Raw genomic sequence first — 23716 nt, 5'->3', positions numbered from 1 at the left:
ATGTATAATAAAATAATTAGCTATGATTGGGAAGAGTACAATAGCATTCGCTTTTAGAGAGGAAAACCATTAGCTGAAAGGTTTTCTAAGCAGAACTGTTGGAAGGTCGCCCTTGAGCTTCTTTTGTGAAAGGACTTCTTTGTCCAAGTAGTGAAAGACGGGAAATCCGTTATCTGTTTAAGAGTCAATCATGATGATTAAGAAATGTCCAGCTCCAGCGCCTAGGGACTCGAGGTCATAAGCCAATCTGTCAAGTAGGTTAAAGAGCAACCTTCTCGCCAGCTTGTCTTATGCTTGTCGTCCCTGGGCAAGGCGCTTCCGCTTTTCTTATGTGATTGAAAAAAAGGTGGTACCGCGAAGCAAACTCCATTCGTCCTTTTAAGGCGAATGGGGTTTTTTTATTTTCTTTGTGAATATTGAAAACATTTAATTAGAAAGGGAGATTGACGATGGAAACGAAAGAACTGACAATGCCGACAAAATATAATCCGCAGGCTATTGAGCAAGGACGCTATGATTGGTGGCTAAAGGGAAAATATTTTGAGGCGAAGGATGATCAAAAGAAAGACCCTTATACGATTGTTATTCCACCGCCTAACGTAACAGGAAGATTGCATCTTGGGCATGCCTGGGATACGACACTTCAAGATATTCTTACACGCATGAAGCGGATGCAGGGGTATGATGTATTGTGGCTGCCAGGAATGGACCATGCGGGAATCGCGACACAGGCAAAAGTGGAGGAAAAGCTCCGCAATGAAGGAAAGAGCCGATATGACTTAGGTCGTGAAAAATTTGTCGAAGAAACATGGAAATGGAAAGAGGAATATGCAAGCCATATCCGTCAGCAATGGTCGAAGCTTGGACTAGGTCTAGATTATAGCCGTGAGCGCTTTACGCTTGATGAAGGATTATCAAAGGCAGTTCGTGAAGTATTCGTATCACTATATAATAAAGGCCTTATTTACCGCGGTGAATACATCATTAATTGGGATCCATCAACGAAAACAGCTTTATCAGATATTGAGGTTATTCATAAAGATGTTCAAGGTGCGTTCTATCATATGAGATATCCGCTTGCTGACGGGTCAGGACATATCGAAATTGCAACAACACGTCCTGAAACAATGCTTGGAGATACGGCAGTAGCTGTTCATCCAGAAGATGAGCGCTATAAGCATTTAATTGGTAAAACAGTGAAGCTTCCAATTGTTGGCCGGGAAATTCCAATCGTTGCGGATGATTATGTTGATATGGAATTTGGTTCAGGAGCGGTGAAGATTACTCCAGCACATGATCCGAATGACTTTGAAATTGGCAATCGTCATAATCTTGAACGTGTTCTTGTAATGAATGAAGATGGCTCAATGAATGCAAAGGCTGAAAAATATCAAGGAATGGACCGTTTTGAATGCCGGAAGCAAATTGTGAAAGATCTCCAAGAGCAAGGTGTACTATTTAAAATTGAAGAACATATGCATTCGGTTGGCCACTCTGAGCGAAGCGGCGCAGTTGTTGAACCATATCTTTCTACTCAATGGTTTGTAAAAATGCAGCCGCTAGCAGATGAAGCAGTTGCCCTTCAATCGAAAGAAGATAAAGTAAACTTTGTTCCGAATCGATTTGAAAATACGTATCTTCGCTGGATGGAAAATATCCGCGACTGGTGTATCTCTCGTCAACTTTGGTGGGGACACAGAATTCCTGCTTGGTATCATAAAGAGACAGGTGAAGTTTTTGTAGGCAACGAAGCTCCAGCAGATATTGAAAACTGGGAACAGGATAAGGATGTTTTAGATACTTGGTTCAGTTCTGCATTATGGCCATTTTCAACAATGGGCTGGCCTGATACAGAAGCGGCTGATTACAAGCGTTATTATCCAACAGCTGCTCTAGTTACAGGGTATGACATTATTTTCTTCTGGGTTTCCCGGATGATTTTCCAAGGACTTGAATTTACAGGTGAACGTCCATTCAAAGATGTACTTATTCATGGATTAGTTCGTGATGCAGAAGGACGTAAGATGAGTAAGTCGCTTGGAAACGGTGTTGATCCAATGGATGTTATTGATAAGTATGGTGCGGATTCTCTACGCTACTTCTTATCGACAGGCAGCTCACCAGGCCAAGATTTACGTTTTAGCATGGAGAAGGTTGAAGCAACATGGAATTTCGCTAATAAAATTTGGAATGCTTCTCGTTTTGCTTTAATGAATATGAATGGATTAACGTATGATGAAATTGATTTAAGCGGTGAAAAGTCTGTTGCAGATAAGTGGATTTTAACACGATTAAATGAAACGATTGAAACAGTAACAAGATTATCTGACCGCTATGAATTTGGTGAAGTAGGCCGGGTTCTCTACAACTTCATTTGGGATGATTTCTGTGACTGGTATATTGAAATGGCGAAGCTCCCACTATATGGGGAAGACGAGGCAGCGAAGAAAACAACACGCTCGATCTTAGCATATGTGCTAGATAACACAATGCGCTTATTACATCCGTTCATGCCATTCATTACAGAGGAAATTTGGCAAAACCTACCTCATGCTGGGGAATCGATCACGAACTCAGCATGGCCAATAGTGAATGAAGAATTGACAGATGATCAAGCGGCAGGTGAAATGAAGCTTCTCGTTGAAATCATTCGCTCTGTTCGTAATAGCCGTGCAGAAGTGAATACACCAATGAGTAAGAAAATTAAAATGATATTAAAAGCGAAGGATGAAGAAATCCTTAAGACTCTTGAGAATAACCATGGCTATATTGAGCGTTTCTGTAATCCAGAAGAACTAATCATTGCAATGGAAGTGGAAACACCTGAAAAAGCAATGATAGCTGTTGTAACAGGAGCAGAAATCATCCTGCCACTCGAAGGATTAATTAATATCGAAGAAGAAGTCGCTCGCTTACAAAAAGAATGGGATAAACTGAATAAAGAAGTGGATCGTGTTCAGAAGAAACTGAGCAATGAGGGCTTTGTGAAAAAGGCACCAGAGAAAGTGATTGAAGAAGAAAGAGCGAAAGAAAAGGATTATAGTGAGAAGAGAGCAGCGGTAGAAGCTCGGATTAACGAATTAAAAGGTGAATAAATATGTTGAAGGCGAATTCAGTTAATGGATTCGTCTTCCTCATGTAAGTAGGAGGAGCTCGCATGTTTACAACATATGATGAGGCAATAGACTGGATACATTCTCGCTTGCGTCTTGGGGTTAAGCCAGGTTTGAAACGAATGGAATGGATGATGGAGAAACTGAACCATCCAGAAAGAAGAATAAAAACGATCCATATTGGTGGGACGAATGGAAAAGGTTCAACAGTCACTTACCTTCGCAATATTCTAGAGGAAGCGGGTTGCACGGTAGGAACATTCACTTCTCCTTATTTTGAGCAGTTTAATGAAAGAATTGCCTTAAATGGAGTACCGATAAAAGATGATGAGATTGTTGAATTGGCTAATGCCATTTATCCACTTTCTGAGGAATTAGAAACAACAGAACTTGGAGGTCCGACAGAATTTGAAATTATTACGGCAATGGCTCTCCAATATTTTGGTCATGTAAAGCCAGTAGACCTTGTATTGTTTGAAGTAGGACTTGGAGGAAGATTTGATTCAACAAATATCATTTTTCCGATTATGTCGATCATTACAAATATTGGGTTAGATCACACAAGTATACTCGGTGAAACCTATACTGAAATTGCTGGTGAGAAGGCTGGGATTATAAAACCTGGGACAAGTATAATCACAGCAGTAAAGCAAAACGAAGCAAAACAAGTCATTGAAAATAAGGCGATCGAGATGAAAGCCCCTTTCTATTGTCTTGACGATCAATTTAGTATTGAACATCATCATTCAACAGCAACAGGCGAAGTATTTACACAAAAAACTCCTTTTCAAAAGTGGAGCAACCTGGAGATTTCTATGGCGGGCAGACACCAAATAGAAAATGCCTCATTAGCAATTATGGCTGTAGAGCTTTTAAATAAGTATTATTCCTTTTTAATCGAGGATGGACATGTTTATGAGGGGCTCAAAAATGCCTATTGGCCAGGCCGATTCGAAGTAATAGCTAGTCATCCAACAACCATTATTGATGGTGCACATAATAATGAAGGGATTACAGCTTTAGTTAATGAGTTAAAAAAACGTTATGCTAATAAAAAGATGACAATCATTTTTGCTGCCCTTTCTGATAAAAAATTGGATCAAATGATTATGAAACTAGATGCCATTGCTGATAAGATCATCTTTGTTGAGTTTGATTTTCCAAGAGCTTCAAAAGCAGAGGATTTATTTATTATAAGCAAAAATAGTAATAAGCATTTTTCTAAAGATTGGCAGCGAGCGCTAAAAGCTGAAATGAATACACGATCAGCGGAGGAAATCCTTGTCATTACTGGTTCCCTCTATTTTCTTTCTGAGGCAAAGCCCTTTCTCTTAAATATGGTAAAAAGGTAAATATATGAAATTTTTATATGACAATAGTTGCAAAATTTGGTAAGATAGGAATAATGAACATGACTTATTTCCTAGGGAATAAAGAGGGGAAGGACTATAAATGATAAGTTCTAATAAGAAAAAGATCATTTGGTTACTTTGGATTATTATTTTTCCAATCGGCCTATGGTACACATATCAGCTATATCCCCCCCAACTTTCTGAACGAGGAATCGACTTAGTTATTTTTTTATTAATGACGGCATTTGTTGCTGCAACCCCGCTTGTGATCAATGGAAGTCCTATTTTCTTTATTCAGTGGGTTTCTTGGGCAACCTTTTTAATCTTTGGCCTATTTGTTGAGTTAGTGATGGCACAGCTAGCATTGATTGTGTTATTTACTAGAGTGAAACTGACGAAGGGAAATTATTTCCGCCTTCCATTAAATTCGTTAATGTTTTTCCTTGTTTCATTATTAAGTGGTGTTTTTTATTATATGATGGGTGGAAAGACAGGTTTGGCATTAAGTGATGTAACAGCTACATTTCCACTAGTTGTATCCTATCCAATCATTCATTATCTCTTAAATCATCTGATCATTATTTTGATTAATTATCTCTTCTACAATAATCAAAGAGAGAACTTTGGCAAGGAGTTTGTTTGGGAAACGGTTACAACATTGATCACCTTCCCTATTGGGTTTGTTCTTTATATATTATATGTTGAAGTGGGGCTAATCGCCTTATTATTTGTCGGTATCCCATTTATCAGTCTATCGATCATCTTAAACCTCTATTATTCTAGCGATAAAATTAATAGTTATTTACAAAAAGCTGCGGAAATTGGCCATCAGCTGGCTGAAAAGCTAATTGTAGATGAAGTAATTGATTTATTTATCGAAAAGATTACTGAACTGATTAATGTAGATTTTGCTTATCTTCTTGAAGTTGTTGATGAGAAAGAATTACATCTGCTTCGCTGTATTGAAAAAGGAGAGGTGAAGACGACAAATATTCATCCTCTTAAGAAAAATGAAGGCATCAGTGGGCTTGTATGGGACAAAGGGGAAGCGATGCTTTTCAATACAAAAAAGGAATGGAATCATATTGTTAGAGGGTATATGCCTGATACGATTGAAAGTGTGATTTGTGTGCCTATTGCCCGTAACAATATGATCACCGGCATAATCCTCCTCGCATCAAGCCAAAAAAGAGCTTATGAAAAGTCTCAGCTAGCGATCGTTGATATTCTTTGCTCCCATTTTGCTATTTCTATTGAAAATGCCAAACATTACGAGGAGACGAGGGAAAAAAGCGAACGCTGTGCATTAACAAGCCTTTTTAATTATCGTTATTTTGATCAACTATTGAATGATGAATATCGATTGCTCGAGCTGCACCAAAGAAAGCGCCTATCCCTTATCATTCTTGATATCGATCACTTCAAAAAAGTGAACGACACATATGGTCACCAAAGCGGCAATGAAATTCTAATCCAGCTTGCAAATAAATTAGTACATATAATTGATGACCAGGGCACAGTCGCACGTTTCGGAGGAGAAGAATTTGTCATCCTTCTTCCGGATACAACTAGAGAAGAAGCCCTTTTTATCGCAGAAACAATCAGACTGACAATCGCACAATATTCATTCATCCTTACACAGCATCTAGAACAATCCGAAATGCCAATTTCTGCAAAAATCACTGCTTCCTTCGGTGTTGCAACCGCTCCAGGAGATGGGGAAGACGCAATGAGCCTCATCCGCCATGCTGATCGAGCACTTTATGTTGGTGCGAAGAGAGCTGGACGGAATCGGGTGGCGGAGTATGTCGGGTAATAAAAAGACAAAAGTCTCATAAAAGTGAGGACTTTTGTCTTTTTTAGTAAAATGGAAGAATATTTTAAAGAATTATAGCAAATTACGCTATGGATTAAATAGGAAGATTGGTATAATAGTAGTTATAAAGACGCATAGACTTTTTAAGGAGGAGAGATTTTGAAGAATAAAGGAAAATGGCTTATTGTTTTACTCGCTTTTCATTTCATTTTGCACTTATCTTTTTCCTCATTAACTGTTTCAGCAAATGGTTTAGACACTCCTTCTATAGATTACACAGTTAAGCCTTCACAAAATGAAATCGTAAAGCCACAAAATAGTGATGCTGAGGGTAGTCTAGATTTTCATTTAACACCAAGTGGGAAGACTACAAATGTGAATAGAGATCCGATCGATGTTGTATTTATATTTGATAAATCTGGTTCGATGAAGGATTCAGGAAAATTACAAAGTGCAAAAAATGCAATGACAGAAGCAATTAATTTCTTTAAAGAAAATGCAGGACCTAAAGATAACTTTGCATTTATTCCATTTGGAAGTGATGTTGAAAGTATAGTTAATTTCTGGCCAGCAGATATAAAAAAGGGATTAGACGAAATTAATAAAAAGGCAAATAGTCTTTATGCCGAGGGTGGAACAAACTATACCCAATCTTTTGAAAAAGCACTTGAATTATTTAAAGGAAGTAATAATAACAAATATATCCTATTTATGACAGATGGAGAACCAACCTTTTCTAATAATAAAGAAGTAAGAACCTTCCAAAAAAGCTGTTTTTTTTGTTGGGGAAATAAGACAGTTACCGAAGAGGTACTAGTTAATTATGAGTTGTATGGTAGTAGTCCAAATTTTAGTAGTAGTAAAGTTTATTTTAAGTATGATGGTTCAACTTATAATTTAAATTTACGTATAAATGAAACGATACAAGCAATTAGGCAACACGGTGAAAAAAGAGCACAATTAATAGCAGAACAAAATATTAAGCTATACTCTATCGGTTTTGGCAGTAATAAAGATGTTGATATGGAATATTTACGGAAACTTTCAGCTATTACTGGTGTCAGTGCACGCCAAGCAACTCAGGATAATATTTCATCTATTTTCCGTGAAATTTCTGGAGACATGGACACCCCCTCCATTACTGGAGAGGTTAAAATTAATCTAGATAAATTTAAAGGAAATGTGAAACTGATTGAAGGATCAGATGCTACTTTAATAAATAATAAGGCAAGTATGAAATTTAATTTTAAATTCCCAATCAATCAAGAAGTATCACAGCCAATTGACCTTACGTTGCCTTTAAGTTTTTCTGAGATTGGCAAGTATACATTTGATGATATTACGATGTCATATATAAATCTTGACGGTGAGTTAGTGACGAAAAAACATGGACCAGTAACAATTGAAGTGAAGGCTGATGCTCCTCCTACATTTAGAGGAACGATGAGTTTAGAGGGAGTTATTAATACACCTGATAACCTCATTAAAGTTTCAGGTTCTGCGGAGAAGTCCAATCACTTTAAAGTGAATTATGCGTTAAATCCATTTGGATTAGTTGATAATAAAGTAACTGGTAAATTAACTAATATTAAGATTATTCAGCCGTTGCCAGACGGGGTATCACTTATCCCTTCCTCTGGGATTACAGCAATAACTACACCAGATGGAAAGAATGCGGCACAAATAAATTTATCTCATGAAATTAATTATAGTAGTGGGAAATTTAATCCTAGTCAACTGACTGCCTCTATCCAATTAAAGGGAGAATGGGCTATAAATAATGTGAAAATGCCACTGGCAACCGTCCATTACAAGGATAGCCGATTTGGTGACCATAGCAGTTCAATTGCTGCTTCAAATCAAGTGATCAATTTAAAGGTCAGATTAATGGAAATGCCAAATAATGCTTATGATGGTGAGGCTACTGGAATTATTTCAAAAATTGATTTAAACCAAAATGGAGCAAAACTCGCACAAACTGAGTTCCCGAATAACTATGGCCTAAAAAATAAAGCCATTAAAGACATGGCTTTTACTGGAGAAAAGAATACTGCTATTGAAGTGACTTATTTTGATAATGAGAAGGTAACGATTTATTTACAGCCTGATTACGAAATGATTGGTACGAAAACAGGTAATAAATATAAAAGTGGGGATAAAGCACTTGAAACGATTCATATCAAGCTCTCCAATCTTGTTGCTGGTAAAGGGGTAAAGTACTATTACTCCATTGATAATGATCAGGAAAATATCAGATGGACTGAATTTGATCCATCTCAGCTAATCGAAGTTGCTACATCGGGGTTAAACACGATTAAGGTGAAGGCAATTGGCGGATTTGCACTTGAGGACATTAAGATTACAAAAACGATAAAAATTGAAAAGCCAATTGAGAAAATCACGATTACTCCGAATCCAATTGAAGTAGAAGTAGATAAAACAAAGCCTTTCAAAATTGAAATCGAACCTCTTGACGCAACAAATAAAAAACTAGATATTACTATTGAAAATAGTGATAAAGCAGAATTAATTGATGAAAAAACAATACTTGGAAAAGAGGATGGCGAAACATATTTAATTGTTAAAACGACTGACGGTTCCGAGATTGAAGTGAAAATCAAAATCATTGTAAAAGATCCTTATATTGTATTAAAGGAAATAAAATTTACGAAACCTGTCTATAAGATTGAAAAGGGTAAAAAATTAGCAGTAAAAGACTTACTCATTTTTAACCCAATAAAAGCAACAAAAAGAGAACTAGAGAGTGTAACATCATCGATGCAAGCTCAAGTTGATATTGTTAATGAGAATGGGGAATGGTTTATTGTCGGGAAAGATATTGGCTATTCCACAATAACAGTTGAAGCGGAAGAGCAGAAAGATAAAACACAGCCTAAAGCTTCTGCTTTGTTTGAAATTTACACGGAAAAGGATGGAAATGATAACGGTCCTCCAGGGGGAGGAAAGTGGTAAAATAATATATAGTGAAACAAAAATGGTGCTGAACTTGATCAGCACCATTTTTGACTTTATTTAACTAGTAATTCATCAGAGAAAATTTGTAGATGTTCGACGATCGGCAATGCATCAATTTGTTTTAGCATGACATCTTGATCATAATTAACAATGAAACGGGAGAATTTATCTTCTTGAAATGAGGAGGAAGGAAGTTTATCAATACTATCGACTTCCCCTCGAATAGCATTAATCGTAAGTTTCCCTTTGGCAAATAGTCCACCTTCTATATAGAAAAGAGACCCAACCCCATATAATTCAGCATCTTGCTCCGTATAAAAGAATCCTTTTAAAGGTGTAATTTTATTATCTTCTATCGGTATATAAGGATGACCCTTTTCTTCTAATGAATCAAAATTATTAAATTCATTTATTCTAGTAATAAGTAGATCATTATTTGCTAATAAAATAAGCTGTTTCTTGTTATTGTCTGCCCCTAAAATATTCACATTAGAGATTTCAGCTTTGTTTCCAACATAAACAACAGAATCAAAGATTACCTCATCATCTTCCCCATTATTATCAAATTCATTTCCTTCGATTTTAAAATCGTAATTTGTAAAAATATTTTTATCTATCTCAATGGATGAATTCAGCGGCTTAATTGTAAAGTCTTTTCCTGAGATAATATCTCCTTTTAATTTTAAGCCATGAGAATCAAGTTTATTTTTGTTTTCCACATGCGATTCCGCAGTAATTGAATCTGCAGAAATTAAATTATTCTCTATCTGTAATTTGCCTCCATAATTTAGAAGATGTGTTTTTCCAGAGACATAGACATTACCAGTAATGTTTACATTCTGATTACCTACGATATATAGATCCCCTTCGATTATTACATTTCCATCAACCGAAATATCTGCATTGCTCTCTAAATATAAATCGCCGTCAACAGATAAATCATAAAATGAAACTGGATAAATCGTGCTTGTGACTACTAAATCTCCCTGTATTTCAATCGATCCTAGATTAACGGAGTTTTTATCACTTTTAATACAATTTCCTTCTACTACAGTATTTGAGGATCTATTTTTTTCATGATCCTCATTTTCTTCGTCCTCATTTTCCTCATCGTCTTCTTTGCAATTATTAATCGTTCCCGTAGGTGACTTGAGTCCCCCGATTTCTGCTGCTAAATCTTGTGAAAAGGCTGAATTTGAATCATATCGTTCTGTGCGTAATCCACTGTTAGTCAATACAATATTCGTATTTTCATTCATCGTTTTATTAAATTCTATATTTACAAACTGGCTATCATGCTTGAGTTTAGGAACTGATTCTTTATAAAAATTTTCCCCCTCTAAAATATCTATAATTGTTGCATATTGACTATATAAATCTCCATTAATTGATGGCAATGGCGTATCATTTAATAATAAATTTCCATTCTTTGAATAATATTTAGCATTCTTATCAATTGATAAGGACTTGGCAAAAACATTGCCATAAAAATTAGGTGAACCATTTAATATAAGTTCATCATCTGATCCAGCTGCATATTTCAAAAAGCTAGGTAATGGGGATAATATTATTCTTTTCGTAATTGTACGAGAAATTTTTCCTTCAATTTTAGATGGATTATTCGTCACTAGAACAATATCAAAAACTCTCGTAAAATCTTTATCCTTCTCAATATTGTAATGATCATAATCTGTTAGACTTCCTGCACATTCATCTGATCCATCAATATAACTTGGATTGTCATTGCTAAGATCAATAATGTTGATACACGATAAGGTTAATTTTTGTTCTCTATTTGGTTTAATCAGTATTTCAATTAACTCATTATATAAATCGCTATCAAAACTGCTTGATACTCTTAGATTATTATTGAATCCTGTACGGTAATCTTCCAAAAGGATCCCGTTCAATAGCAAAGCAAGATCTGACGTCATTTGATCAACTAACTTAATAGAATCATAAGTAATCAAAACATCGCTTTCCCTTGTTTCTGTTTTTTTTGCACCGCTTAAGGATGAGGCAACAATAGCCATGCCAAGTACAGCAAAGATGAGAGAGGCTAAGAGAACGGTAATTAAGGTGTTTCCACGATCATTATGAATCATTTCCTATAGCCTCCTTAAAATCCAAATTGGCTTTTCAGTTCTAATGGTTTTTTTAATCGTTGATCATCTAAAATTAATTTTAAGGAAATCATTCCTTCCTCACATTCACTGCATGATAAAGAGAGTTCTGAATTGTTGAGATCGGAGGTGACATCAATTGGCTTGCCGTCGATTAAAAAAGCATTCTGACTTTTGCCGTTTTTTTCAACTTCATCTAACTCAAGTCTAATTATTACTTCTTCTCCCAACTCTTCTTTTTGATTAATATTGTAAAAGTTTTTACCCTCCACTTGATTTATTGCTGTTTTCGTCTGATCTACTAATTCAATACAGTTCGCCTTGCTATCTCCACACTCTTTTACATAATCAAATGGAAAGGAATAAAAAGTATTCATAATCATTGTAGCTGTGTAATCTGCATCATCCCTTAATTGTCCTTCTACTTGAATTTTGTTATACAGCTTTACACCAGAAGAAAAGACACCATAAATAACCGGTAGAACAATCATTGAAATAACTAAGGTGGCTAATAATTCATATAAAGTAATTCCTCTTTCATCGAATATCTTCACTTTTTATAGCACCATCCAATTCTGTGGTATGTTCTTTTCGATTAATTGTCCAGTGAACATTTACTTTTAAAGGGACATAGAATGAATAGGTAGAATCATGCGGATCTAGTATTTTATCAGCCCGAATGCTTACATTATATTTAACATTATTAATTGTAATATCCTCACAGCTGGAATCAATCGGTTTATCTTTCCAAAAGCTTTTATACTTTTGCTCACAAATTTTTATCGTTAATTCTTCATCAGGATTTTTTTCAAATACATCTCTTACTATAATAAAATTTTCCTTTTCGATATACATCAATGCATTTCTCGCCACATTAACAGCAGCTGTTTTCTTTTGATTCATATTCGTATATGTGTAAGCTTGGGAAAAAAATTGCATCGACCCGATGATGATAATACCGAGAATTGTTAGGGATAATAATATTTCAATTAATGTAAATCCTCTAGAATTGGCAAAGATTTTCTTGTAATTCATTATTCTCCCCTTCTTTCAAAATAACTTATCTTATTATACAATATTTTGTAGTCTGTTTTTGCTATAATAGGTCTAAATACGTAGTTTATTGAAAATTGTCATAAAATTTAACAGTGTCATATGGACTATCCATATATAATTGAAAGGGGTGAAACTTTGAATATTTATTTATTTGCGATTGCATCATTAATTTTGGTTGTACCTATTATTTATTTCCTTCCACTCGGTTTAACTAAAAAAGGGAAAATAATTGTTGTTTCTGTGTCCTTTGTCCTATCACTTATTGGGGTATCTGCCAACAGTCTGTTTGAATGGTGGAAGTTAGCTTTACTCGTTTTCGTTCTTGTAATTCTTAGTTCTTATTTACTAGATAGAAAAATGAAAGATTTATTTTTGGTTAGTGAGCATGACAATGCAATAAATCAATTGGATTTTACCTCCCCTCCTGTTGAGATTTCATTGGAAAAGGAAAGGAATGAAATTGAAGAAAGTAATTATCAGGATAATATGGCCAATATGAGTCATTTTGAAGAGGAAATTGAAGAAATAAATGTCGAAAATGAAGATGCTCATTATGTTGAAAGTAGTGAAATTTCTATTATTGATAATCAAGAAGAGGATTTACTGGCAGAATTGTTTTTAGATACTGAAATAATTAAAAAGATGGATGAAGAAAGTGAACATGTATTAATTGAAGAAGAGACTTCTAATCATTCTAGTATAGAAATAGTGGATAACACTGATAATGGATATTTATCTGAACTTGAAAAAATGATGCTAGATGACCCTAAGGAATCCTCTTTCACAATGAGTAAGTTTGAAGAAGCAGAGGAAAAGAATTCATTATTATTTAATGAATTAAAGGAAAACATTCAGGAGCAGGACGCTGATTTGTTAGAAGTTTTTTCTCAGTTTGAGGATAAAGAACAAATAACAGAGATGAATGTGTTGACACAGGAAATGCCGAATATTGAAAGTCAACAGCAGGAGGATACAGAAGATTATCTTGAAGTTCTAACACAATTTGAACTTTCTAAAAATGAGGCTGCAAGTACAAATGAGCAGGCACTAAATATAGAGCCTGATTCTTTAGTAGTCGAGGAGTTAATTGAAGAGGAACAGCAGAGTGAGACTTCGATTCAACCAATTGAAATTCAATCTTTAACGTTTATAAAAAAGGAAAAGAATCACTTACAAAAACAAATAATAAGCACTTTATTGGATCAAGTGAAGTTAGCAAAGGAAACATTAGATCGTAATAAATATGAACAATTATTAAAAGAATGTATGCATCCGAGTATGCCTAAGTTGGAGTATTTTACCTTTGCGAGTTTATTAATCGAGCATTATATTTCAACAAAAGATGTGATTAAGCTACAAAATTTATTAGAAAGCTTAGAAATGAAATATATCGAATATCCAATATTGATGCAACAGATCCAGTTTTTACAAACCGTATATTCAGAAGAATTATGACGAAAAAAGTGAAAAGTATCTTATAATAAGAAAAAATAGTCAGGTGTGGTGGAGAAGATGAAGAAAAGCTCACAAATTACAAATTTACCAATTATTAGTATTGCTAATGGTCAACAGGTAGGAAAAGTGAAATCTTTAGTTATAAATCCAGATAAAGGTTCAATCGAGTTTTTAACAATTGAAAACGAAGAATGGCAAGTAAGTGTGAAAGCTATTCCATTTAAAAGAGTCGTTGGAATTGGCGAATACGCTGTTACAATTGAGAGCGATCATGCAGTAATTGATCTAAATGAGATCCCGGTAGCCAATCAATTAGTTAATAAGAAAATTAAAATTACAAATACAAAAGTAATGACAAGAAAAGGCGAGCTAATAGGTGAAGTAACAGAATTCTATGCTGACGAAGAAACAGGGACGATTCTTGGAATGGATTTGCAACTTGGAAATAAAGCAGTTGTCTTATTATCAAGTTATGTTCTTACATTCGGTAAAGATATAATTATTGTTAAGGAAGATGTTAGTGAAGGATATTTAGAAAATGCTGAACAGCTTGACTCAAACAATAAAGTTGAGGCTGAACAAGCAGAGATTTTCGAAGATCCTATTGCAGAACCTTTCTTCGATCGAACGAAAGATGAAAATTTATTAATTGAGAAACAAATTGAACTATTAACAGGAAAACGCGTATTAAAAGATATAGTAGATCTAAATGGGAATGTGATTATTCCATCAGAAACTGTTTTAACTCGTCATGAGATTGAATTGGCACAGGAAGAAGGACCGAGCGTTGTTGTCGAGTTATCTATGAATGTGGAAGCCTAATCAAAGTAGGTGGGTCGTATGAAAAGTAAAATCAATCTAAAGTTGTACATGCTATTAATTTTATGTACCACATTTATATTTGGTTTTTCATATATTGGAAATGTTGTTTATGGAAAAGCGTTTAATAATAGTGATGATTTTGCCATGAATACTAAAATTGGCTCCATAGATATTTCAGAGATGTCTCGTGTCGAAGCACTTCAACACTTAATAAATGAAAAGAAGAAGTGGGACGAGGAAACAAAAATCACATTGCAATATAAAGAAAAATCAGCACAAATCGATATGATCATATATGATATTCAACTAGATAAATCCATTGAAAGCTCCAAATCTGGTATGGAAAATTCATTAATTGTACAAGTAGATGAGGATAGACTTGAAAACTTCCTTATTGAAATATCATCAGAATTGGCGAATGATGCCTTTGACATTCAACAGTTGAAAATGGATCTTTTAATCTATGCAGAAAGACTGGAGAACGGAAATCATTTATTAAATCTCTTAGACTATTTGCCGTATGAGATGGATGAGGAAATTGTTTCAGAAGCAACAGCTAAGCTAGATGGCGTAGATCATGCAATAACAAAATGGACGAACAAACTGTCTGTAATTGATATTCAGCCACATGCTCAAGTTTCATTACTGGAAATATTAGAAGAACATAAACTCACATCACTTAATCAAAATACGTTAAGTATTATTTCTTCGACCATATATCGAACCTTGCTTTCTACAAACTTTGAAATAACCGAAAGACATATTAGTAGATCGAAGCCAAACGATGTAGAGGCTGGGTACGAAGCGAAGATCGATCAACAGAAAAATATGGATTTTATTTTTATGAATCCAAATGATCAAAAGTATAGTTTAGAATTTAAATATCTTGATAACTTACTATATGTTTCACTGAAAGGATCAAAATTCCTTTATCAGTATAATATTTCAATTACAGATAGTGAGACATTTCAACCGAAGAGAATTGTTCAATATGATGCGAAGCTTCCTCTTAATACTGAAAAAACAGTACGAGAAGGTGTACCTGGTGTGATTGTTAAGGTGTCTCGTGAAATATTGGATGATGCTGGACAACCATTAAAAAAAGAAAGCATTTCTGAAGATTTTTACCTGCCGATTCATGAAGTCATTGTTAGTAGTCTTTATGTTAAAGAGAAGAATGCAAATTCTGCTGATGAGCCATTTGAGAATGGTGCAGATCAAAATAATAATGACGAAGAATCAGATCAAAATCCATCAGACAATGATCAAGATGAAATAGAAGAGCAACTTGGTGATGACGTTCAAGATAATGAATCTGATTTATGGGGAAAGCCGAATGAATCATTAAAATAACTCATAAAAGCAGGGATTAATATGAATCAAATTCGAAAGCGTCTCGGAGACTTATTAGTTGATGCTGGATTGATTACAGAGGAGCAGCTTCAGCTAGCTTTAAAAGAAAAAAGTGATGGGCAAAGACTTGGGGATGTGTTACTCCAAAGAGGATATATCACAGAGCAGCAATTGATTGAAGTGCTGGAGTTTCAGCTAGGGATTCCCCATGTCAGCCTATATCGATATCCATTTGACGTAAAGCTCTTTTCGATCGTTCCAAAAGAAATGGCAAAACGGAATTTAATTATTCCCTTGAAAAAAGAAGGGGAAAAGCTATTTGTTGCGATGGCGGATCCGATGGACTTCTATACAATCGATGATTTACGTCTTTCCACAGGATTCCATATTGAAACGGCCATTGCGACAAAAGATGATATTCTGCGTGCGATTAATAAGTACTATGATATGGATGAAGGTTTTGAAGAGCTATTTGGTACATCAACCAGTACGGAAAAAGTGGAAGAAAATACGATCGTTGACCAAGATTCACCGATTGTTCGCTTAGTCAATCAAGTGTTAGCAAATGCGGCAACAATTAAGGCAAGTGACGTGCATATTGACCCCCATGAGACAAAAGTTGTGATTAGATATAGAGTGGATGGGGTGTTAAGAACGGAGCGCACACTGCCAAAGCATATGCAATCTGTACTTATAGCAAGAATCAAAATTATGGCAAATCTAGACATTACTGAGCATCGGATCCCACAAGATGGACGCATCAAAATGAATCTAGATTTTCATCCAATTGATTTAAGGGTATCAACTTTACCGACAGTCTTTGGAGAAAAAATCGTTATGCGACTCTTAGATCTTGGAAGTGCATTAAATGACTTGAATAAACTAGGGTTTAATAAAGTGAACTTACATCGGTTTACAGAGATGATTGAAAAACCTACTGGAATTGTGTTACTTACTGGTCCAACTGGTTCAGGGAAATCTTCAACATTATACGCTGCACTTAATCGTTTAAATAGCGAAGAGGTAAATATTATTACCGTAGAAGACCCTGTTGAATATCAGCTAGAAGGAATTAATCAAATTCATGTCAATGCAAATGTTGGGATGACCTTTGCCACAGGGCTAAGGGCGATATTACGTCAGGATCCGAATATTATTATGGTTGGGGAAATTCGTGATAAAGAGACAGCTGAGGTCGCAATTAGGGCTTCTTTAACGGGGCATCTCGTCCTAAGCACGCTGCATACAAATGATTCCCTTGGTTCGATTACTCGTTTAATGGATATGGGTGTTGAACCATTCCTTGTTGCATCTTCAGTTACTGGCATTGTTGCCCAACGACTTGTACGAAGGGTTTGCCGTGATTGTGAACAGGAACAAGAGCCTACTAAAAGAGAAGTAGAAATATTTGCTAGGCGTGGGATGAAGATTGAGCGGATTGTTCGTGGACGAGGGTGTTCATCCTGTAATATGACAGGATATAAAGGCCGTATTGCCATCCATGAAGTGCTTGTAATAGATGATGAGATTAGAAGAGTCATCATGAATGGCGAGTCTTTTTCGAAATTAAGAGAGATCGCTATTCGAAATAAAACGATTTTCTTAATCGATGATGGGCTTTTAAAAGTAAAGCAAGGCATTACAACAACAGAGGAAGTTTTGCGTGTAGCAATCCCTGATTAGGAGTGAGAATGGTGAAAAATAATATTGATCTTCTGCTTAGGGCTGGCTTTGAATTAAAAGCTTCCGATATTCATTTAACTGTTGGTGTGCCACCTGTTATGCGGTTAAATGGCGACTTAAAAAGATATGGGAAGGAAAATCTCCTGCCAGCAGATACGGAAGGCATGGCAAGGGCGATCATTCCAGATCATATGTGGGAAGCATTTAAAGAAAAAGGGGAGCTTGATTTTTCTTATGGGTTGCCAGGTATTTCTAGGTTTCGAGTGAATGCATACTTTCAGCGTTCTTGTATTGCAATGGCCATTCGCGTCATTCCAACGATCATTCCGACATTGGATGACTTAGAACTGCCTGAAGTGTTAAAGAAAATAGCACAGAAGCCTCAGGGGCTTTTTCTTGTAACTGGACCGACTGGAAGTGGGAAATCCACTACATTAGCCGCTATTATTTCTTATATGAATGAAACGATGAGGAAGCATATTATTACGCTTGAGGATCCAATTGAATATCTTCATAAACATGGGAAAAGCATTATTGATCAGAGGGAAGTCGGATTTGATACGAATAATTTTGCCAACGGATTAAGAGCTGCACTTAGACAAGATCCTGACGTCATTCTTGTTGGCGAAATGCGCGATCTTGAAACAATTCAGACTGCGATCACTGCAGCAGAGACAGGACATCTCGTTTTGGGTACCTTGCATACATCAAGTGCACCTGCAACGATTAACCGGATTATCGATGTCTTTCCACCGTCCCAACAAGCCCAAATTCGGATTCAGCTAGCATCCGTACTCGTATCAATTATGTCACAAAGATTATTTCCAATCGTGGATAAGAAAGGCAGAAAAGCAGCAACTGAAATTTTAATTAATAATTCTGCAGTAGCCAATTTAATCCGCAATGAGAAGATTTATCAAATTGTCAATGTGATGCAGACTTCTCGTGCGCAAGGGATGCACACATTAGAAGCAAGTATTAAAGAGCTCGTGCAATCAGGAACGATTTCGAGGGAATTAGGATTGCCTTATCTTCAAGAAAAGGTGATTGAAAATGCCGAGGTATAAGTATAGCGGAAAAGATCGAAGTGGGAATAAGTCAGGAATCATTACAGCTCCCTCCAAACGAGAGGCAGTTATTCAATTAAAGAATAAAGGCATTCGTGTCATGGAATGTAAGGAAATGCCAGAAACCCTTCTCACGAAAGAAATCGTAATCGGGAATCCCGTAAAACTGCAGGATTTCGTTATTTATTTACGTCAATTTTCGACTTTGTTAAGGGCTGGTGTTTCTGTAGTTGATTCAACTGCCATTTTAGCACAGCAAACAGAAAGCAAAGCATTGCGAAAGGCACTGCTTGTCGTCGAACAGGATTTACGTGAAGGGAATCCTTTATCAGATGCAGCATCCAAGCATAAAAAGATCTTTACTCCAATGTTTATTAACATGATTAAGGCAGGTGAGGCTGGCGGAAATATCGATGAAACACTAGAGGAGCTTGCCGTCCATTTTGAGAAACAGCATTTTACAAAGCAAAAGATTGTTTCAGCACTTGCTTATCCAATTGCCGTAGCCATTATAGCGGTTGCTGTTGTTATATTCTTACTTGTTTCCGTTGTCCCAACGTTTGTGGAAATGTTTCAAGATTTCGGCGGAGAATTACCGGCTATTACACAATTTGTCTTAAATTCTAGTGAATTTATGCAGAAGTTCTGGTGGTTTGTTGTACTCGTATTTATTTTACTATTTATTGCGATTGTCTTAATTAGAAATAACAAAAAATCAAAGTATTATTTGGATTATGCCTTATTAAGGATGCCTATTTTCGGCAAAATGCTCCAAAAAGCTGCTTTAGCAAGAATGACCAGAACATTAAGTTCCCTATTTGCAAGCTCAGTACCGATCTTACAGGCGATGAGCATAGTAGAAAAAATTGTCGAGAATGAAGTAGTAGCTAAAGTTGTGAAGAAATCAAGGGATTCCCTCGAACAAGGGAGATCTCTTACTGAACCGATGAGAAGCCATTGGGTCTTTCCTCCTCTCGTTTCCCATATGATTGCGATAGGGGAAGAAACAGGGTCTTTAGATACAATGCTTGCAAAGGTTGCTGACTTTTATGAAAAAGAAGTAGAAAGTGCGACCGATCGTTTGAAGTCATTAATTGAACCACTAATGATTGTCTTCCTGGCAGGCATTGTAGGAACGATTGTCACAGCTATTTTAGTGCCAATGTTCGAGATTTTTCAACATGTTGGCTAATAATTTGCAAAATATTAACAATTTTGTCTTTTACTATTTTAATAATCTTGTATAATTAGAACTAGGTAAAAAATCACAAATAAACAAAAGGAGAGAAATAAAATGTTACAGAAATTAGGAAAAAAACTTAAAAATGAAAAAGGTCTAACATTAATTGAATTACTAGCTGTTATTGTTATTTTAGGAATTATCGCTGCGATTGCGATTCCGAGTATTGGTGGGATTATTCAGAAGTCGAAGGAAGATGCTGTGAGAGCTGATGCGATTCAGATTCTGAATGCTGCTAAGTTGCATGTGTCTTCTACTGGAATTGATGAAGATGAAACATCTGATACATTAACTAAAGCTGTATTGCAACAGTATATGGAGGGTTCTTCATTTAAAGAAGAGTATACAGTAGAAGTTACATTGCCTGCAGATGGAAAAGAAACAGTATTTGCACTAACTGGATCAGCTAAAGCTGGTAAAAAAACAATGACATTTAAAGAGGCAACTCTTGATAACATTAATAAAAATGAGAATATTGAAATTAAATAATGATAATTAATGTAATAACCTTTATTTATGGACTAATCTTTGGCTCCTTCTACAACGTCGTCGGCCTACGCGTCCCGATGAAAGAATCAATCGTCAAACCGCGGTCCCATTGCCCAAAATGCAATCACATATTAGGGCCGCTTGAATTAATTCCAGTCGTATCCTATTTAATACAAGGTGGAAAATGCCGGCGCTGTAAAGCGCCGGTTTCTCCACTATATCCGGTGATGGAACTTGTGACCGGCCTATTATTTGCAGCAGCACCGTTAATTATCGGATGGAGCTATGAGCTCATTATTGCTTGGACGCTTATTTCATTATTGGTCATTATCTTTGTATCAGATTTTTCGTACATGCTTATTCCAGATAAAGTACTGCTAGTTTTTACGGGCCTCTTTTTAGTAGAAAGAATATTTTTGCCACTAAGCCCATGGTGGGATTCAGCAGCTGGTGCAGCTGTTGGTTTTATTCTCCTCTTATTTATTGCCATCATTAGTAAAGGTGGAATGGGTGGCGGGGATATTAAGCTTTTTGCAGTAATTGGTTTTGCTTTAGGGGTCAAACTTGTATTGCTGTCGTTTTTCTTGGCGACTTTATTCGGTGCCCTATTTGGTTTAGTTGGCATGTTACTTGGCAAGGTGAAGAAGGGCAAGCCAATCCCGTTTGGGCCATATATTGCTATTGGTACAATTGTTGCTTATTTTTTTGGTGATGTAATCCTGCAATGGTATCTCTATTCATTTATTTAAGGAGTTTTCAGAATGGCCTTTCGTTTACAGCTTGGAAAGCAACGCGCAATTAATTTAATAATCAAAGACCATGTTATTCGTTTCACAGAGTTCAAGAACTCGGATGGGATTCAAATTCATAGGTGTGAAGAACGATTTTTACCATCAGGTATTATTAAGGAAGGGAAAATAGTCGATCATGAAACGCTTATAATGATCCTTGAAGAATGTGTTTCTGATTGGAAACTTAAGAATCGTATGGTCTCCTTTCTTGTGCCTGATCCGTATATCGTATTAAGAAGAATAAAAGTACCTGCTGAGTTGGAAGAGGACGAAATTAAAGGTTATTTGTTTATGGAATTAGGTTCAAGCATTCATTTGCCTTTCGAAGATCCTGTATTTGACTTTCATCTATTAGAACAAAATAATAGCAATGAAATGGAAATCATTTTATTTGCAGCACCAGAGGATATTGTGACAGATTATACTTCCGTTTTGGAGGAAGTGAAATTAAGACCAGTAGCCGCAGATGTTTCCTCATTAGCACTTTATCGCTTATTTCATAAATTAAATTCAAGTCATATAACGGATAGCCTAATGATGATTCAATTTGATTTAACAACTGTGAATGTAAGTATTTTTGAGAATCATCAGCCAGTATTTATGCGGCATTTAGTTATGGATATCGACCCGACAGATTGGATCATAACAAAAAATGAGCGTAATTCGGGTCAATTACTTGCCTATTCTGGTGAACGGATTGAAGTGTTAAATTCGTTGAAGGACATTTATTCGGAAATTGATAAAGTCATGAATTTTTATCGATACTCGATTAAACAAGGAAAACAGCAAATTACAAAAGTTTTTCTAGATGGGGATCATCCTTGGCTCACTGATATCTATACTGAAATGAAGGAGAGTATGGAAGTTCCAGTCACTCAACTAGACAATCGTACTCTTCAAATGAACGGCGAAATTCATAACCTGTCTTCTTTCCATCTCAATTTTGGACTAGGTTTAAAAGAGGTGTAATGATGCTTGTTGATATAAACCTACTCCCCCAAAAAGAAAAAAAATCGAAACTCTCATTAATCATCATTGGATGTGCCATCTTTCTTTTGCTATTAGGAGCGACCATCTTTTATTTATTTCTGCAAAATAAAAATCAAGAGTTATCGAGTTTAGAAAATCAAATTACACAAACAAATATCATTCTTGAAGCACAGCGGAAAAAATTGAATACGTTTGAGAATTCAACATCTGTAAAGGATCTTGAAAATGCAATAAGATGGGCAAATGAGCAGCCAGTCAATCTCATTTTTGCTTTACAGGAAATCACAAAATTGCTGCCAGAGCGTGGCTTTGTCATCGAGTTTGAGATGGACGAAGAAAATAAGATTAACCAGATTGTCCAATTTGATACGAAAAGTGAGGCTGCCTATTATCTGCACGCATTAATGTCTTTAGAATGGATTGAAGATGCAGTGATTAGCGAAGCAAAATCAACAGCAATTTCAATGGATAAAGATCAAGAGAGTAGCGAGGGAGATGAAAATATTGTTCCTCGTTATGTTGCTCAATATGAGCTAATTATTGATATGCCTTTATTAAAAAAGATCAATAATGATAAATTAGAAGATGATGAGAAAGAGACTAGCACAAGTCAAGATGAGGAAGGGAGCAAATCTCCATGAATCTCCAATTCTCAAAAAAACAAATAAGTATCATTGTGCTAACGATTCTTTTAATTGGAGTTCTTTTTGCAGGTGCCTATTATTTGTTCATACAGCCTGTTGTTGATAAGCTTGATCAAAAGAAAATAGAGCTGAATATGGCCAATCAAGAATTGACTATTATAGAAAACTCTTTAAGGCAGGCCAATGAACAAGTAATCGTAAGTTCGATGGAACTTCAAAAAGAAGTACCTGTAAAACGTCTGCTAGACCAATTATTGCTTGATATAGAAAAAGCTGAGGTCATTTCTGATACGAATATTTTCGAGGTGAAACTTAACGGATCACAGAAAGATGAAGAGGTTAAATTCACAGAAAAAAGTGAGCAGGAAACGGATGAATCAGACGAAGAATCTGGATCAATGAATGAAGAGGTTTTACCGAATGGCATAAAGAAGGTAACAATCGCATTGAATGGGGAAGCTAAAACCTATTTTGAATTAGAGAAGTTCCTTTCGAGCTTGAAGGAGTTAAAGAGAATCGTCAAGGTAGATGAATTAAAATATTCGGGCTTTGATGAAGTTTACTCCGTCGAACAGGATAAGAAATTAGTAGAATTTGAAGTAAAATTGGCTGCCTATTATTTTCCTAAGTTGGAAGATTTACAAGATGAAATTCCGCCATTAGACTCACCTAAAGCTTCTAATAAGAGAAATCCGCTCAGTACTTTTGCTGATGATGTGGAAGATGAGGAGCAGGATCAGCCATAA

Annotated in this window: 18 protein-coding genes and 1 other annotated feature; of the genes, 15 read left to right on the top strand and 3 right to left on the bottom strand. The window is 35.7% G+C overall.

The window, feature by feature from the left end; all coding sequences use genetic code 11:
• Positions 1-13: 13 nt before the first annotated feature.
• Positions 14-381, top strand: a binding site (T-box leader).
• Between the two features lie 68 nt (positions 382-449).
• The 4 genes from J2Z40_RS05725 (at position 450) to J2Z40_RS05710 (ending at position 9254) form a co-directional block, all read left to right on the top strand.
• The gene (locus tag J2Z40_RS05725) at positions 450-3095 is read left to right on the top strand and encodes a valine--tRNA ligase (protein WP_066396423.1); all 2646 of its coding nucleotides are present in this window, start codon (positions 450-452) and stop codon (positions 3093-3095) included.
• A gap of 62 nt (positions 3096-3157) precedes the next feature.
• The gene (locus J2Z40_RS05720; protein WP_066396421.1) at positions 3158-4465 is read left to right on the top strand and encodes a bifunctional folylpolyglutamate synthase/dihydrofolate synthase; all 1308 of its coding nucleotides are present in this window, start codon (positions 3158-3160) and stop codon (positions 4463-4465) included.
• Positions 4466-4565: 100 nt separating this feature from the next.
• On the top strand, positions 4566-6281 hold the full coding sequence (locus tag J2Z40_RS05715) for a sensor domain-containing diguanylate cyclase (protein ID WP_083953934.1): 1716 nt from the start codon (positions 4566-4568) through the stop codon (positions 6279-6281).
• A gap of 159 nt (positions 6282-6440) precedes the next feature.
• Positions 6441-9254 (top strand): VWA domain-containing protein, encoded by a 2814-nt coding sequence (locus J2Z40_RS05710; protein ID WP_157087839.1) that lies wholly within the window; start codon positions 6441-6443, stop codon positions 9252-9254.
• Positions 9255-9310: 56 nt separating this feature from the next.
• Here J2Z40_RS05710 and J2Z40_RS05705 read toward each other — a convergent pair whose 3' ends face one another.
• Genes J2Z40_RS05705 through J2Z40_RS05695 form a run of 3 tightly spaced genes read right to left on the bottom strand, consistent with a single transcriptional unit; the run spans position 9311 to position 12415 of the window.
• On the bottom strand, positions 9311-11362 hold the full coding sequence (locus J2Z40_RS05705; RefSeq protein WP_066396419.1) for a hypothetical protein: 2052 nt from the start codon (positions 11360-11362) through the stop codon (positions 9311-9313).
• Positions 11363-11376: 14 nt separating this feature from the next.
• Positions 11377-11934, bottom strand: a complete 558-nt coding sequence (locus tag J2Z40_RS05700; protein WP_066396417.1) for a hypothetical protein — start codon at positions 11932-11934, stop codon at positions 11377-11379.
• Complete coding sequence (locus tag J2Z40_RS05695; protein ID WP_066396415.1) at positions 11918-12415, bottom strand: prepilin-type N-terminal cleavage/methylation domain-containing protein; 498 nt, start codon at positions 12413-12415, stop codon at positions 11918-11920. Before J2Z40_RS05695 ends, J2Z40_RS05700 begins: the two co-directional genes overlap by 17 nt.
• Before the next feature lie 156 nt (positions 12416-12571).
• Between J2Z40_RS05695 and J2Z40_RS05690 the strand changes: the two genes are divergently transcribed.
• The 11 genes from J2Z40_RS05690 (at position 12572) to J2Z40_RS05640 (ending at position 23716) form a co-directional block, all read left to right on the top strand.
• On the top strand, positions 12572-13891 hold the full coding sequence (locus tag J2Z40_RS05690) for a hypothetical protein (RefSeq protein ID WP_066396413.1): 1320 nt from the start codon (positions 12572-12574) through the stop codon (positions 13889-13891).
• Positions 13892-13948: 57 nt separating this feature from the next.
• On the top strand, positions 13949-14713 hold the full coding sequence (locus tag J2Z40_RS05685; RefSeq protein ID WP_066396411.1) for a PRC-barrel domain-containing protein: 765 nt from the start codon (positions 13949-13951) through the stop codon (positions 14711-14713).
• An 18-nt stretch (positions 14714-14731) separates the two neighbouring features.
• A complete protein-coding gene (locus tag J2Z40_RS05680; protein ID WP_066396407.1) occupies positions 14732-16066 on the top strand; it encodes a VanW family protein in 1335 nt (444 codons plus the stop codon).
• A gap of 21 nt (positions 16067-16087) precedes the next feature.
• Positions 16088-17749 carry a GspE/PulE family protein gene (locus J2Z40_RS05675; RefSeq protein WP_066396405.1) on the top strand — a complete coding sequence of 554 codons (1662 nt, stop codon included), beginning with the start codon at positions 16088-16090 and terminating at the stop codon, positions 17747-17749.
• A gap of 8 nt (positions 17750-17757) precedes the next feature.
• Positions 17758-18816, top strand: a complete 1059-nt coding sequence (locus tag J2Z40_RS05670) for a type IV pilus twitching motility protein PilT (RefSeq protein ID WP_245349993.1) — start codon at positions 17758-17760, stop codon at positions 18814-18816.
• On the top strand, positions 18803-20008 hold the full coding sequence (locus tag J2Z40_RS05665) for a type II secretion system F family protein (protein WP_066396403.1): 1206 nt from the start codon (positions 18803-18805) through the stop codon (positions 20006-20008). The genes J2Z40_RS05670 and J2Z40_RS05665 overlap by 14 nt, the downstream gene beginning before the upstream one ends.
• 102 nt (positions 20009-20110) lie before the next feature.
• Positions 20111-20545, top strand: coding sequence for a prepilin-type N-terminal cleavage/methylation domain-containing protein (locus tag J2Z40_RS05660; protein ID WP_066396401.1), 435 nt, complete (start codon positions 20111-20113; stop codon positions 20543-20545).
• Complete coding sequence (locus J2Z40_RS05655) at positions 20545-21294, top strand: prepilin peptidase (RefSeq protein WP_066396398.1); 750 nt, start codon at positions 20545-20547, stop codon at positions 21292-21294. Before J2Z40_RS05660 ends, J2Z40_RS05655 begins: the two co-directional genes overlap by 1 nt.
• A 12-nt stretch (positions 21295-21306) precedes the next feature.
• On the top strand, positions 21307-22305 hold the full coding sequence (gene pilM / locus J2Z40_RS05650; RefSeq protein ID WP_066396395.1) for a type IV pilus biogenesis protein PilM: 999 nt from the start codon (positions 21307-21309) through the stop codon (positions 22303-22305).
• On the top strand, positions 22305-22967 hold the full coding sequence (locus tag J2Z40_RS05645) for a PilN domain-containing protein (RefSeq protein WP_157087838.1): 663 nt from the start codon (positions 22305-22307) through the stop codon (positions 22965-22967). Before pilM ends, J2Z40_RS05645 begins: the two co-directional genes overlap by 1 nt.
• Positions 22964-23716 (top strand): pilus assembly protein PilO, encoded by a 753-nt coding sequence (locus J2Z40_RS05640; RefSeq protein WP_066396392.1) that lies wholly within the window; start codon positions 22964-22966, stop codon positions 23714-23716. Before J2Z40_RS05645 ends, J2Z40_RS05640 begins: the two co-directional genes overlap by 4 nt.

Origin of the sequence: Cytobacillus eiseniae, assembly GCF_017874625.1 — a bacterium.
Lineage (GTDB): Bacteria > Bacillota > Bacilli > Bacillales > Cytobacillaceae > Cytobacillus > Cytobacillus eiseniae.
Note: the sequence above shows the minus strand (reverse complement) of the source record. Positions and strands in the feature narration are given on the sequence as shown.